Origin of the sequence: Tenacibaculum sp. SG-28 (assembly GCF_002954385.1) — a bacterium.
Lineage (GTDB): Bacteria > Bacteroidota > Bacteroidia > Flavobacteriales > Flavobacteriaceae > Polaribacter.
In genome coordinates, this window is record NZ_MQVY01000002.1 from 121740 (window position 1) to 136801 (window position 15062).

Annotated in this window: 13 protein-coding genes and 1 pseudogene; 6 read left to right on the plus strand and 8 right to left on the minus strand. The window is 36.1% G+C overall.

What is annotated here, in order from left to right; all coding sequences use genetic code 11:
* Position 1 precedes the first annotated feature (1 nt).
* The 5 genes and pseudogenes from accB to BSU00_RS05630 all read left to right on the plus strand — a co-directional run bounded on the left by accB (position 2) and on the right by BSU00_RS05630 (position 4215).
* On the plus strand, positions 2–499 hold the full coding sequence (gene accB / locus BSU00_RS05610) for an acetyl-CoA carboxylase biotin carboxyl carrier protein (RefSeq protein ID WP_105003521.1): 498 nt from the start codon (positions 2–4) through the stop codon (positions 497–499).
* Positions 500–593: 94 nt separating this feature from the next.
* Positions 594–1929: pseudogene (accC, locus tag BSU00_RS05615) on the plus strand (acetyl-CoA carboxylase biotin carboxylase subunit).
* Positions 1930–1998: 69 nt separating this feature from the next.
* On the plus strand, positions 1999–3237 hold the full coding sequence (locus BSU00_RS05620; RefSeq protein WP_105003522.1) for a 3-deoxy-D-manno-octulosonic acid transferase: 1239 nt from the start codon (positions 1999–2001) through the stop codon (positions 3235–3237).
* On the plus strand, positions 3237–3800 hold the full coding sequence (locus tag BSU00_RS05625; RefSeq protein ID WP_105003523.1) for a YeeE/YedE family protein: 564 nt from the start codon (positions 3237–3239) through the stop codon (positions 3798–3800). The genes BSU00_RS05620 and BSU00_RS05625 overlap by 1 nt, the downstream gene beginning before the upstream one ends.
* Position 3801: 1 nt before the next feature.
* Positions 3802–4215: a DUF6691 family protein gene (locus tag BSU00_RS05630; RefSeq protein WP_105003524.1), complete on the plus strand. Its 414-nt coding sequence runs from the start codon at positions 3802–3804 to the stop codon at positions 4213–4215.
* Between the two features lie 174 nt (positions 4216–4389).
* Here the strand turns inward: BSU00_RS05630 and BSU00_RS05635 are convergent, their stop codons facing one another.
* Both BSU00_RS05635 and BSU00_RS05640 read right to left on the minus strand, forming a co-directional pair.
* Complete coding sequence (locus BSU00_RS05635; RefSeq protein WP_105003525.1) at positions 4390–4998, minus strand: DUF4230 domain-containing protein; 609 nt, start codon at positions 4996–4998, stop codon at positions 4390–4392.
* Positions 4999–5062: 64 nt separating this feature from the next.
* Positions 5063–5635 (minus strand): lipoprotein signal peptidase, encoded by a 573-nt coding sequence (locus BSU00_RS05640; RefSeq protein ID WP_105003526.1) that lies wholly within the window; start codon positions 5633–5635, stop codon positions 5063–5065.
* 275 nt (positions 5636–5910) lie between these two features.
* Here BSU00_RS05640 and BSU00_RS05645 point away from each other — a divergent pair, with 275 nt between their 5' ends.
* Positions 5911–6330 (plus strand): thiol-disulfide oxidoreductase DCC family protein, encoded by a 420-nt coding sequence (locus tag BSU00_RS05645; RefSeq protein ID WP_105003527.1) that lies wholly within the window; start codon positions 5911–5913, stop codon positions 6328–6330.
* Between the two features lie 20 nt (positions 6331–6350).
* Here the strand turns inward: BSU00_RS05645 and BSU00_RS05650 are convergent, their stop codons facing one another.
* From BSU00_RS05650 to BSU00_RS05675, 6 genes are all read right to left on the minus strand, one after another.
* Positions 6351–6920 carry a hypothetical protein gene (locus tag BSU00_RS05650; RefSeq protein ID WP_105003528.1) on the minus strand — a complete coding sequence of 190 codons (570 nt, stop codon included), beginning with the start codon at positions 6918–6920 and terminating at the stop codon, positions 6351–6353.
* Between the two features lie 144 nt (positions 6921–7064).
* Positions 7065–7442 carry a TraR/DksA C4-type zinc finger protein gene (locus BSU00_RS05655; RefSeq protein WP_105003911.1) on the minus strand — a complete coding sequence of 126 codons (378 nt, stop codon included), beginning with the start codon at positions 7440–7442 and terminating at the stop codon, positions 7065–7067.
* Between the two features lie 4 nt (positions 7443–7446).
* The gene (gene ileS / locus BSU00_RS05660) at positions 7447–10851 is read right to left on the minus strand and encodes an isoleucine--tRNA ligase (RefSeq protein ID WP_105003529.1); all 3405 of its coding nucleotides are present in this window, start codon (positions 10849–10851) and stop codon (positions 7447–7449) included.
* A gap of 118 nt (positions 10852–10969) precedes the next feature.
* Positions 10970–13303: an OmpA family protein gene (locus BSU00_RS05665; protein WP_105003530.1), complete on the minus strand. Its 2334-nt coding sequence runs from the start codon at positions 13301–13303 to the stop codon at positions 10970–10972.
* 20 nt (positions 13304–13323) lie between these two features.
* Positions 13324–14247 (minus strand): type IX secretion system membrane protein PorP/SprF, encoded by a 924-nt coding sequence (locus tag BSU00_RS05670; protein ID WP_105003531.1) that lies wholly within the window; start codon positions 14245–14247, stop codon positions 13324–13326.
* 20 nt (positions 14248–14267) lie between these two features.
* The coding region (locus BSU00_RS05675; RefSeq protein ID WP_158254398.1) for a gliding motility-associated C-terminal domain-containing protein at positions 14268–15062 on the minus strand (795 nt) is incomplete at its 5' end.

Genomic DNA, 15062 nt, shown 5'->3' on the forward strand with positions numbered 1-15062 from the left:
AATGGATATTAAAGAAATTCAAAGTCTTATCAAGTTTGTAGCTAAATCCGGAGCAAGCGAAGTAAAGCTAGAAATGGATGATCTTAAGATCACTATTAAAACCGGAAGTACAACACCTGAAACAACAATTATTCAAGCAGCTGCACCAGTTGCTACTCCGCAACAAATTTTAGCTCCTGCTCCTGTTGCTCCAGCAGCAACTCCAGTTGCTAGCCCAGATGCTCCGGCAAAAGACGCATCAGCAGACGAGGATTCTAAATACATCACGATAAAATCTCCAATCATTGGAACTTTTTATAGAAAACCTTCACCAGACAAACCTGCTTTTGTAGAAGTAGGCGCCAATGTAAAAACTGGAGACACTGTTTGTGTTATTGAAGCCATGAAACTATTTAATGAAATTGAATCGGAAGTTTCAGGAAAAATAGTTAAGGTATTAGTTGATGATTCAAGCCCAGTAGAGTTTGACCAACCTCTTTTCTTAGTAGACCCATCTTAATAGCGTTTTAAAATTTAGAGTAGCTAGTTCTAAAAAATCAGATTTTTATTTTTTAGCAAAGAAAACTCAATACCAAACGCATAACTCTTATATTATGTTTAAAAAAATATTAATAGCCAATAGAGGGGAGATTGCACTTCGTGTAATCCGAACCTGTAAGGAGATGGGAATAAAAACAGTTGCCGTATACTCTAAAGCTGATACGGAAAGTTTACACGTAAGATTTGCTGATGAAGCAGTGTGTATTGGACCTGCTCCTAGTAGTGAATCGTATTTAAAAATGGCAAATATCATTGCTGCAGCTGAAATCACCAATGCAGATGCCATTCATCCCGGATACGGATTTTTATCCGAGAATGCCAAATTCTCTAAATTATGTGAAGAGCACGATATTAAGTTCATTGGTGCTACTGCAGAAATGATTGATAAAATGGGAGACAAAGCTTCGGCTAAAGCTACCATGATTGCAGCAGGAGTTCCTTGTATCCCTGGGTCAGAGGGGATATTAGACACCTATGAAGAAACCGAAACATTAGCCGTAGAAATGGGCTTCCCTGTAATGCTAAAAGCAACCGCAGGAGGTGGTGGAAAAGGAATGCGTGCCGTATGGAAGAAGGAAGATTTAAAAGACGCTTGGGATTCTGCTCGTATGGAAGCTAAAGCAGCCTTTGGAAACGATGGTATGTATATGGAGAAACTCATCGAAGAACCAAGACATATTGAAATTCAAGTCGTGGGAGATTCGTATGGGAAAGCATGTCACTTATCGGAAAGAGATTGTTCTATACAACGTCGTCACCAAAAACTTACCGAAGAAACTCCTTCTCCGTTCATGACAGATGCATTGCGAAATGCGATGGGAGAAGCTGCCGTAAAAGCTGCCGAATACATAAAATATGAAGGAGCTGGAACTGTAGAATTTTTGGTAGATAAGCACCGTAACTTCTACTTCATGGAAATGAATACACGTATTCAAGTAGAGCATCCAATTACAGAAGAAGTAGTAGACTACGACTTAATTCGCGAGCAAATTCTCGTTGCTGCTGGAGTACCTATTTCTGGTAAAAACTACATGCCTCAATTACACTCCATTGAATGTAGAATCAATGCGGAAGATCCGCACAATGGATTTAGACCTGCTCCTGGTAAAATAACTTCATACCACGCTCCGGGTGGCCATGGTGTTCGTGTAGATACACATGTATACACAGTACATGATTCCACCAAACTACGATTCTATGATTTCTAAATTAATTGTTACTGCACAAACAAGAGAAGAAGCAATTAACAAAATGAAACGCGCTCTAGACGAGTATGTCATAGAAGGTGTAAAAACTACAATTCCATTCCACAGACAACTAATGGATCATCCAGATTATATCTCTGGTAACTACACCACAAAGTTTATGGAAGATTTTGAAATAAAGTAATACCTACCTTGTAAAGTAGATAAAAAATCAGTGCTATGGCACTGATTTTTTATTTCATACATTTGCTACATGAATGTTTTTTATAACTGTCTCCTTTCTATTGCTTCAGTATTACTGCACTTAATAGCATTATTTTCTCCCAAGATCAAACTCTTCATAACAGGGAGGAAAAACACTTTCCAAAAACTGGAACCCCTTAGTAAAAACGATAAAACCATTTGGTTTCACGCTGCTTCTCTAGGAGAATTTGAGCAAGGTAGACCAGTTCTAGAATCCTTGCGAAAAAGCCATCCCAACTATAAAATCGTACTTAGTTTTTTCTCACCTTCTGGTTATGAAGTACGAAAAAATTATCCGCACGCAGATGTTGTTTGCTACCTTCCTTTAGACACCAACAAAAACATGAACCGCTTCATAGAATTAGTGCACCCAGAATTAGCAATTATTATTAAATACGAATTCTGGCCTAATTTACTAACTGCCCTACATAACAGAGAAATAAAAACGATTTTGATATCTGGTATTTTTAGAGAAAATCAACTATTTTTTAAACCTTATGGTAGTTTTATGCGACAAAAGTTAGCAGCAATCGATCATTTTTTTGTGCAGAATAACAAATCCAAAGAATTATTAAATACCATTCAAATAGATAACGTAACTGTTAGCGGAGACACGAGATTTGATCGGGTACACGACATCTTACAACAAGACAATACCCTTGATTTTGTGGCAAAATTTAAACAAGAAAAATACTGCTGTATTGCAGGAAGCACTTGGCCAGAAGACGAAGAATTACTGGTAAATTACATAAATGAAAACAGTACTAGCAAAGAAAAATTCATACTAGCACCACATGCGATAAAAGCAGACCAAATAGAAGCACTCAAAAAATCCATTACTAAAAAAACTGTCCTTTTTTCGGAAAAAAACTTGCATGCTTTAGAAGACTTCCAAGTACTTATAATAGATACAATTGGGCTTCTTACAAAAATATATGCCTACGCTGATGTGGCCTATGTTGGCGGGGGCTTAGCAACCGGTTTACACAATATACTAGAACCAGCTGTTTTTGGTATTCCAGTGCTATTTGGAGGGCATAAATACCAGAAGTTTCAGGAGGCTCGTGACCTAATTGCGTTGAATGGTGCAACAATTGTTACAAATAAAAACGATTTTTACAATACCTTTGTAGCCATAGAGCAAAACGACGAGAAACGAATTGCAATGGGAGAAACTAACCGAAAATATATTATCGATAATATTGGTGCCACAAAAACAATTCTTAACTATATAGAAAACATAATCTAATGGAAATATTTTTACAACCATGGCCTTGGTACACGTCTGGCGTACTAATTGCATTCATACTATTTTTACTTTTCTTTTTTGGAAAAAGTTTTGGAGTTTCCACGAATTTAGAAACTATCTGTACTATGGCAGGTGCTGGAAAAGTGAGCAGTTACTTCAATACCGATTGGAGGCAAAGAAAATGGTCTATTCTTTTCATAATTGGAATTATCATTGGAGGCTTTATCAGCAAAAACTATCTGAGCAGCTCTAGTGAGATAGCCTTAAACCCTAAAACAGTTGCAGACTTAAAACAAGAATTAGGTTTTGAAAACGCAGGAAAAACATTAGTTCCTGAAGAGATTTTCAGCATAGAGAGCATAAGCAGCGTAAAAGGCGTAAGTATTTTAATTCTCGCAGGATTTTTAATAGGTTTTGGAACGCGATATGCAGGTGGCTGTACTTCAGGACATGCAATAACTGGCTTGAGCAGTCTTCAATTACCCTCTCTCGTTGCGGTAATTGGTTTTTTTATTGGCGGTTTGCTAATGACTTGGTTTGTACTCCCTTTAATTTTTTCTTAAAATGAAATACCTAAAATTTTTACTCATCGGAATTTTATTCGGAATCATCTTAACGAAATCAGAAGTGATTTCTTGGTATCGAATTTATGAAATGTTTAAGTTTGATGCCTTTCATATGTACGGTATCATAGGAACAGCGGTATTGCTTTCCATGCTCTTAATGTTTCTGTTTAAGAAAGGCATTATAAAAGATGTAAATGGTAATCTAATAACTGTTAAGCCAAAGAAAAAAGGAAACTTTAGAGCATTAACCGGCGGAGTTATATTCGGTCTAGGTTGGGCATTAGCAGGAGCCTGCCCTGGCCCTATATTTGCCTTAATAGGAAATGGTGTGTATGCGATTATAATTGTGCTATTCGGTGCCCTTCTCGGGGCTTTGGTACACGGTGTAATTAGTGAAAAATTACCACGCTAAATAGAACTATACAACTACTTTCTTGGCCATAACATTTGTTACACATAAGGTAGCAACTCTTTTGATGATCTAACAGTTTTATTTTGTGTTTTAAACTAGATATTTACACCGAACAGATATGTTACAAACCACGCTACAGAATTCCGAGAAATGCACCCTAGCAAACTTTTCCAATTAATGGGTAGTAAGAACTTCGGGAATATCAATTTTTGCCCCTGTGGCATTCACAACTTCCCATCGGTAAATTTTTGATAACTGGTACAATTTAGACAGTTCCTCAAACAAACGATTTTTAGCATCTTCCTTGAGTTTAGCAACCATAGTAGTATTTTCAATTTTTGCAACTGCTTTTGCATTTAGGGTATTCAGCTCCTCTTTAGAAAAGGAATTAAAGCTACTTTGCTGCAAATCAAAATAGGTAATATCAGGAGTTATTTGAATTTCTTCTTCAGGAATACTTTCTATTCGTATTTGTTTAGCCAATGAATCTACCTGTATGTCTAGTTTAGACAAATCATAGCCAACTTCAACTTTAGCTGTTACAGCGAGTATGGCTTTCTTCTCAAAAGAAATATAATCGTACAAGTATTTTTTAGTATCCGAAAAACTGTACATCTCGGAGAAAGTGCCTTGCGAAACTACTAGTTTACTTAAGTTCTTCACCCCATTTAAAAAAACTTCCACTTCTTCTTTTTCGTGGGTAGCTTCTCGTTCTACGTTCCAATACTTAGCAAGGAGAAACCCGAATACAAAAATGGCAACATATTTTAAAAAACGCTTCATAGACAACAAAGGAAATAACCTAATTCAACGCCTAAGTTACTGAAATCTCCGCAGAATCAGAAAATTAATTCTCCTTTGGAAATGCCTGTTTGTTGAAAATAAAAAGTATGATAACTCCAATAGTAATCCAAGAGTCTGCACCGTTAAAGATGGCGTTAAAAAAGGTAAAATTTTCCCCTTCATACATAGGGAAATACAACATATCTACAACTTTTCCGTAAAACAATTCTCCGTAGGGATTTTCAGAAAAAAGAGTAGCTACCTGCCCATAAGACGAATTAAAAAGGACCCCATAAAAAACAGAATCTATAATATTCCCAACCGCACCTGCAAGTATAAGCGCAATAGCCACCACAACTGCTGTATGGGTATTCTTCTTTATACTTTGCCATAGCCAATAGATAATACCAGACACCGCCACTAATCGAAACAATGTTAAAAATAACTTTCCTGCTTTACCTCCAAACTCGAAGCCCCAAGCCATCCCATTGTTTTCGGTAAAATGGATTTTAAACCAATCGCTAAAAACAACTACTTCTTCACCGAGCATAAAATGCGTTTTTACGTATATTTTACTAACTTGATCAATAAGTAGTGCCAAAAAAATGGTAAGTAAAGCTATATTTTTTTTTGTCATTGTTTTAGATTTTCGAAACACAAAAATAAGAAAAGTATTGGTATCGGCTCACTTATGTTTGTCCTTTATAAATTTGGGAGTGTAGATTCCTATAACACAATATTTCTTTCGTGATTTCTCAGTGTTATCCTTTATAATTTCTGAAAAGTAAAGCACAACCTCGCAAAAATCGAAACATCGAACAATTAATTTAAAGAGAAAACAATTTTGGTAAAGTAAAAACTCGTAACTTTATACAATAGTATTTATTTCTAACAATCGTATTCGATAAGAACATGTTACCTAATATTCCAAATAACAAACAACTAATTTTATTCGATGGTGTTTGTAATTTATGCAATGCAAGTGTTCAATTTATTCTTAAACACGATAAAAAAAATCGTTTTGTATTTGCCTCTCTTCAAGGAGAAACCGGAACTATGGTAACACAACACTTTGCCATCAACAAACAAAAAATAGACTCCATACTATTACTAGACCATAACCAAAAAATTCATTACAAATCTACAGCTGCACTTAAGATAGCATTGCAATTGGGTTTTCCTATTTCCCTGCTGTATATTTTTATGCTAATTCCGGTATTTTTAAGAGACCTACTGTACGATTATGTCGCAAAAAACAGATACCGTTGGTTTGGAAAAAAAGAAGTCTGTTTCCTGCCAAATCCAGAATTAAAGACTAAATTTTTTTCCTAGTAATCAATTATAGATTTCGATTACAAGGTTGTTCTTCGAATGGTAACATTAGCATGTATAGAACTAATTTTGAGGGTAGATGTTATCGCTGAGGGTTTTGATATATAAGGCGATTTTTCAGAAAGGTCGTTAACCATTATTAACCCGTTTGTGGTCGTTACATCTATAAATGTATCGCCTGTAGTTGCGGAGATATTTCCTTGAAATAAAGAAATAGTTGTATTTCCAGAAATCTTCCCCAGAGCTATATTTCCCTTGTTTATAACTACAGAAAGGTTTCCTTCATAACTGTTAGAAACTACCCCTATATTTTCTCCATATATCGCGATGCTCTTATCGGAGGGTATCTTTATTTTAGCACGAGCTCGATGCAACCTTCTAGTTATATATTTTCTAAAAATAGTTTCTTCGCTATTTATAACCGCATTCTTAAATTGTATTTTTAATTGGTTATCGGCAGTTTCTGTTTCTATGCTATGCGCCTGAGGGTTTTCCTCAAACAAGGTGATTTCTAGATATTCATTGGTTCCGTTTTCAATTACAATATCGTCTAGCCCTTCGGTAAACAGGGCTATTTCATCCACATTCATCACAAACCTATTTGTAATTTGCTCTTGTGCTAGCAGTGCTACTTTTGCAAGGAAAACCAGTAAAAAAATATTTTTTCATCCCATTAAAAAAGACTGCCTAATGAGACAGTCTTGTGTATGTAACTTATATAACCAGTTAGGTAGTTATTGTTTTCTTTTTGCCTCGATACTTAACGTAGCATGTGGTACTAATTTGAGTCTTTCTTTTTGAATCAATTTACCCGTAACTCTACATATACCATAGGTTTTATTTTCTATACGAATTAAAGCATTATTTAAATCTCGTATAAACTTTTCTTGTCGAATTGCCAACTGCATATTCGCCTCTTTTGCCATGGTATCGGATCCTTCCTCAAAAGATTTAAACGTTGGAGAGGTGTCTTCTGTACCATTATCGGTCCCATTTTTATACGAGTCTTGAAGTAATTTTAAATCGCGCTCAGCACTTTCAATTTTTTGTTGAATTATTTGCTTAAACTCTTGTAAATCGTTGTCTGAGTATCTTACTTTAACGTCATCCATAATGTTATACTTTTTCAATTAACATCTTACTTTTAATGGTATCGAACTCTATAGCAATACCGCTCTCTAATTTGTTAACAAAAACTAATTCATTAGTTAGTGTTTCTGCTTTAATATACGATTCATTTGCCAATACTGATTCTTGTAAATCTGCATAGCTAAGGAAGGTAAGTTTGATTCTATCCGTTACCTCCAAACCTGTTTCCTTACGTGCATTTTGAATTCTGTTAATCAATTCTCTAGCAACACCTTCCTTTCGTAAATCTTCGGTTATGGTAACGTCCAAAGCAACCGTTAATCCCTCTGCATTTGCCACTAACCAACCCTCAATATCTTTAGATGAAATCTCTACATCGTTCGTGTCTAAATTAATAATTTTATCATTAATTTCAATAGATATTTCTCCAACATTTTCAATTGTAGCAATCTCCTCTTGCGAAAAAGACTGTATCTTGTTAGAAATCAATTTCATATCTCTACCAAATTTTGGGCCTAAGGCCTTAAAGTTCGGTTTGATTTGTTTAACGAGTATGCCTGATGCATCATCTAACAATTCGATCTCTTTAACATTAACCTCCGATTTAATAAGATCTGCAACTGCTAAAATTTCTTCTTTTTGTGTCTCCCCTAAAACAGGAATCATTATTTTCTGTAGAGGTTGTCGCACTTTTATTTTTTCTTTGGCGCGCAATGATAAAACCAATGAAGAAATAATTTGTGCATTCTCCATCTTGCGCTCTAAAGATTTGTTTACATAGGCATCTTGAAAAGTTGGAAATTCTGCAACGTGCACACTTTCAAAACTTTCTTTTCCTGTTGCCTGAATTAAATCTTTGTACAACCTATCCATAAAAAACGGTGCTACAGGTGCTCCCAATTTTGCAACGGTAAGCATACAAGTGTATAAGGTTTGGTAAGCAGAAATTTTATCGGTAGCGTATTCTCCTTTCCAAAAACGTCTTCTACACAAACGAACGTACCAGTTGCTCAAGTGATCTTGCACAAAATCTGATATTGCTCTTGTAGCTCTTGTAGGTTCATAATCTGCATAGAATACATCCACATTTTTAACCAATGTATTTAATTCTGATAAGATCCAACGATCAATTTCTGGCCTCTCTGCTACTGGAATGTCAGCTTCAGCATAGGTAAAATTATCAATATTTGCATACAATGAAAAGAACGAATAGGTATTGTAAAGGGTTCCGAAGAACTTTCGCTTTACTTCTTCTATTCCAGAAACATCAAACTTTAAATTATCCCATGGATTTGCATTTGAAATCATATACCAGCGCGTAGCGTCAGGACCAAAGTTCGCAAGGGTCTTAAAAGGATCTACTGCATTTCCTAAACGCTTAGACATTTTTTGCCCGTTTTTGTCGAGAACTAATCCATTAGAAACAACATTTTTATATGCCACAGAATCAAAGACCATAGTACCAATGGCATGCAAGGTATAAAACCAACCTCTTGTTTGATCTACTCCTTCAGCAATAAAATTTGCCGGGTAACTTTCGTTTGCGTCTATTAATTCTTTGTTTTCAAATGGATAGTGCCACTGTGCATATGGCATAGATCCGGAATCAAACCAAACATCAATAAGATCGCTCTCTCGATACATTGGTTTCCCTGAGGTAGAGATTAGGGTAATTTTATCTACGACATTTTTATGTAAATCAATAGTGTCGTAGTTTTCTTCCGACATATTACCAACTTCAAATTCAGCAAAAATATCGGTTTCCATCACTCCTGCTACTACAGCCTTGCGCATCTCCTCTTTTAACTCTGCAACAGAACCGATACAAATTTGTTCTGTTCCATCTTCTGTTCTCCAAATAGGTAATGGGATTCCCCAAAAGCGAGAACGAGATAAATTCCAATCGTTTGCATTCTTTAACCAATTTCCGAAACGCCCTTCTCCTGTAGATTTAGGTTTCCAGTTTATGGTTTCATTTAGGTCAAACATTCTATCTTTAACATCGGTAACTTTTATAAACCACGAATCTAAAGGATAGTATAAAATAGGTTTATCTGTTCTCCAACAATTTGGATAACTGTGTACATATTTTTCAACCTTAAAGGCTTTATTTTCTGTTTTCAATAAGATTGCTAACTCTACATCCACCGACTTCTCCGGAGCTTCTCCTTCAGGGTAATATTCGTTTTTAACGTATTTCCCTCCTAACTCTCCTAGCTCAGGTCTAAACTTACCTTGTAAATCTACCAATGGTACAGGATTATCATTAGCATCTAAAACTAGCATTGGAGGAATTTCTGGAGTTGCTTGTTTTGAAACTAAAGCATCATCTGCTCCAAATGTTGGTGCGGTATGCACAATTCCTGTACCATCCTCTGTAGTAACGAAATCTCCAGAGATAATTCGAAAAGCATGCTCCGCATTTTGATAAGGTAATACATACTGCAACAACTGCTCGTAGCGAATACCAACTAAATCTGCACCTAAAAAGTCTTTTATAATTTGGTACGGTATCTTCTTGGCACCCCTCTCAAAAGCTTGAAAATCTTCCTCAGAACTAGCTTCAAAAAACTTTCCGCTAAATTGTTTTCCTACCAGATTCTCTGCCAAAACTACCTGAATTGGGGCAAAGGTATATTGGTTAAAAGTTTTAACTAAAACATATTTAATTTTTTTCCCAACTGTTAAGGCTGTATTACTAGGTAATGTCCAAGGGGTTGTAGTCCATGCTAAAAAGTGAATATCTCCTGGTACATTTAAAAACGCTGGTAAAGAATCTTTCACCGCTTTAAATTGTGCAACAACTGTAGTGTCTGTAACATCTTGGTAGGTACCGGGTTGGTTCAACTCGTGCGAACTCAATCCTGTTCCTGCTTTCGGCGAATATGGTTGAATGGTGTATCCCTTGTACAGTAAATCTTTATTGTAAATTTGTTTTAACAACCACCAAACCGACTCCATGTATTTTGGTTTGTAAGTAATATACGGATCTTCCATATCTACCCAATACCCCATTTTATGCGTCAAATCGTTCCAAATATCGGTATACCGCATTACTGCTTTCTTACAGGCCTCGTTATACTCTTCCACCGAAATTTTTGTCCCTATATCTTCTTTTGTAATTCCTAATTCTTTTTCTACACCAAGCTCTACGGGTAAACCGTGCGTATCCCAACCTGCCTTTCGCTTTACTTGGTAGCCTTTTTGAGTTTTGTAACGACAAAAAATATCTTTTATAGCTCTTGCCATTACATGGTGAATTCCTGGTAAACCATTTGCAGAGGGTGGTCCCTCAAAAAAAACAAACGGCTCCTTGCCTTCACGACTAGTAATACTTTTTTCAAAGATGTTGTTTTCTTCCCAATAGTTTAATATTTCTTCTGCTACTTTAGGTAAGTCCAATCCTTTGTACTCAGTAAACTTTTTACTCATTTTGACTTTCAAATTTATTAGAGGTGCGAAATTACGTATTTTCTTGTAATTGTTGTGATTGCGACATAAAAAACATCTCTAAAAAGAGATGTTTTTAAGCTTTTTATTCATGGTATTCTTAATTTCTTCGGCGAACTTGATTCCAGGTCACACGTTGGTTATTTATAAATGGCACAATAAAAGCATCCTCAAATCCTTGAGAAACCATTTTTTGTCTACCTTTTTTCACATCTCGTAACGAAAAATACTGACAACAATAATACTTGTATACACCATCGACATAAATAACTTCTAGGTCAGGAATAGTGTTAAACCTTGGTGTATTTTCTTCATTTGCCCTAGATGTGGCTATTTGAACTTTATAAACAACCGTAGTATCGTCATAACGCTCTGGATAAGTCACCGTTTCAGATGCTTTAACCGGCGTAGTATTCGTATTTGATTCCTTCAAAGGTACTGGTGCTGCTGTAATATTATTAGAATTTACAACATTGGCTGATTGATTTACCTTTACTTTCTGAGCTATGCCATCATCATTTTCCAATCCGCTTACAATAAAGAAATAAGATCTTCTATTTTCTTTGTGCTGCGCTTCTGTGCATCTTGTATAATCATTACAACCATTGAGCAATTGGTCTTCTCCATACCCTATAGCACTTTGAATTCTGTTGGGAGCAACTCCTCTAGAGATAATGTAATCTCTTGTGGCTTTTGCTCTTTTGTCGGAGAGATTTCGATTTAAAAGACTACTCCCTCTACTATCGGTATGAGACTCGATTTTAATGACAAGCTCAGGATAACTTTGCATGACATTTACCACATGCTCCAATTCGTATTTTGCATCTTCGCTTATGTTGTATTTTCCAAAATCAAAATAAATAGGATTTATTACTATTTGATCATCTACAATTAAAGGAGTCATACCCAGATCTAACTGTAATTCTGATTTTTTTCCTGAAGTTGTTATGGAATCTTGATCGGATTTAAATCCTTTTTTAGATGCAATTACGCGGAATTTTTCCTCTTTACACAATAAATTATCAAATTGATATCGTCCATCGGTTACAGTCTGTTGCTCTAAGACCTTTTCTCCATCTTTATCAAACAGCTGAACTGTAGCTTTTTCAATAGGTTCTCCAGTTCTTGCATTAGTTACGATACCCTGAATATTTTCAGAGCAGTCGTACACTCTAAAACTAAAAATATCATCGTCTCCTTGTCCTTCTTTTCTGTTGGAAGAAAAGAAACCAATGGTTTGCTCTGGGTTTAAAAAGAATGCAAAATCATCCAAAGGACCATTTATAGGAATTCCCAAATTGAATGGTTCTTGGTATACACTATCTTTTTTGCACGCCTTGAAAATATCTAAGGCTCCCAAACCTAAATGTCCATCCGACGAAAAATACAAGGTACTATCTTTAGCTATAAATGGAAACATTTCCCTTCCCTCGGTATTAATAATACGTCCTAAATTTTCAGGTTCACCAAAGGCTCCATCTCGTAAAATAGCAACTTTATAGATATCTGTATTTCCAAAACCCCCAGGCATATCAGAGACGAAATAAAGGGTCTTTTCATCAGGGCTAAGAAATGGATGACCAACCGAATATTTATCATTGTTAAACGGTAATTCCTCTATATCGCTCCATTCGCCGTTTTTATCCATACGAGTTGCTTTAAATATTTTTAAATTCGCTAATTTGGATTCATCCGACCCTACTTTTTTTAAGTTATCACGAGTAAAATAAGCAACGGTGCCATCTTTAGAGATAATGAGATTAGACTCATGCGATTTTCCGTTCAAAGACATTACTTTGGACGCTTCGTTAAGATCAATCATTCCTTCTCTTCCAACAGTAGAAAGGTTAGCGGTGTACAAATTCAAAAACGGTTGTTCGTTCCAACGATATATTTTTTTACTAACGGAGTTTGGACGTGTTGATGCAAAATAAAATTGGTTTCCATTGAGGAATCCTCCAAAGTCAGAGTATTCCGAATTTATAGAAACATTTTTAATATCAAAGTACTTTTTAGGCCTATTGCTAAAGGTTGCATAGTAATTCTTCTTTTTCTCTAAGGCCTCTACCCTACTATCATAGCCTTTAACATCCTTAATTTTCAGCAACATTTCATCGGATTCTTTAATTTTCCCGTTACTCTTTAGAACTTGTGCATACCTAAAAATATGTTCTGTTGATGCGATATTCTCATACCTACGCATCAACTCCCGATACGCTATTTCTGCTTTTGAAAACTCAATAATTTGATAGTATGAATCTGCTAATCGTCCGATTACTTGATAAGATTTATCTCCCTCATCGAAAATCTCTTGGTACAAGGCAGCAGATTTTGTGTATGCGTATTCATCAAAATATTTATCTGCGGCATAGTTTTTCTGACTATACATTGCGGTAGAGAAAGCGATGCCTAAAATTAATAATATTTTTTTCATAAATCTTAAATTTAATAGTTCTAAAAGAATCGCGGAGACTTTGATTTCGCGCCTCTGAAAAAATTGTATCGCAACATTAACTCGTGCGTTCCAGAATTATAATTGCTGTAATTGGATGTTGTCAAATCATATGCATACCCGATCTCAAGTCCTTCGCTGATCCTAAAACCCAATAAGGCACTTATGGAATCATCTAGCCTGTAGGCAACTCCTGCTCTAAACTTTTCATTGAATAAAAAGTTTGCAGAAATATCTAATGAAAGTGGGGCTCCGCTAACTATTTTGGTTAAAAAAGCTGGTTTGAACATTATAGAGTCACTTAAATCAAACACGTATCCACCAATCAAAAAATAGTGTAAACGCTCCGTAGCCACGGTTCCCCCATCTAAAGAGTCGTCATAATGATCTGTTCTTATTATATTTGGAACGGCAAGCCCTAAGTACCAATTAGTTCTGTAATAATATACTCCGGCACCTATGGTTGGTAACACTTTACTTATGTTTTCTTGCAAGTAGGAATCCGTTTGATTTTTATAGAGTCCCTTACTCCAATCTACATTAAAAAAACGAACCCCTAATTTCAACCCAAAAGCTAGATTTGACCGTTCACTTAACCGAACCGTGTAAGAAGCGTTAGCATCTAGATAGGTTTCTCTAGAAGGACCAATGGCATCATTTACCAGGTTGAATCCTAACCCTACACCGCTGTATCCAATAGGAGTATCGTAACTCAAGGTTTGGGTATCTGGAGCACCCTCAACACCTACCCATTGTGTTCTTGCCAAGAGATTTATAACACCATGACCACTAGTCCCTACATAGGCTGGATTCACACTCATAGTGTTATACATATACTGCGTATATTGCGGGTCTTGCTGCGCATGAAGTATCACGGATACGCTCCAGATAACTATGCCTATGATATGTTTTGATACTTGATTCATTTTTTACTAATTTTTAAAGATTATTCTCTATTAATATAAACCCAACCTACCTTAGGATCGATGCCGTCACCGAGATCTAGTACGTAGAAATAGGTTCCTGCGGGTAGTTTACTGTCTCTTTGAACATTTAACGAGGCATTGGAAGTTCCATCCCAACTGTTATCATATTCTTCTTTACTGTATACTAGGCTTCCCCAGCGGTTATAAATCTCTAGTCTGTTATCTTTATACTGTTCTTGGTCTAGACAAGTTATTTCAAATGTATCATTGATTCCATCTCCATTAGGTGTAAATAAACTATATACCGTTAAACACTCAATATCTGTAGGTAAAGGGTCTGAGACGTCATCAAAATCATTATCCGTATCATCATCATCGGAATCGTTGTCACAAGCATCGGCAATACCATCATTATCGCTATCTGGTCCAACCTCTTTATAATCAAATATACCGTTGTCATTTGCATCTAAAGGTGTTACATATCCGTCACTATCTGCCACCGTACCATCCGCATTGTAACCTGTTCCGTCTACTTCACCATCACTATCAGCATCGGTAAAGCCTGCTTCTTTCGCATCCGAACATCCGTCGTTATCACTATCGGTATCCAAACTATCTGGTATGCCATCACCATCCGTATCCTGGTTACCCTCAGAAGTATCATAGATACCATCATTATCATCGTCTAAATCATCAGTATCTGCAATTCCATCGCCATCGGTATCAACGATAACTCTATCACAGGCATCTGCAATTCCATCACCATCAGCATCTGGTCCTGCCTCTAAGTGATCGTACACACCATTGGCATCACT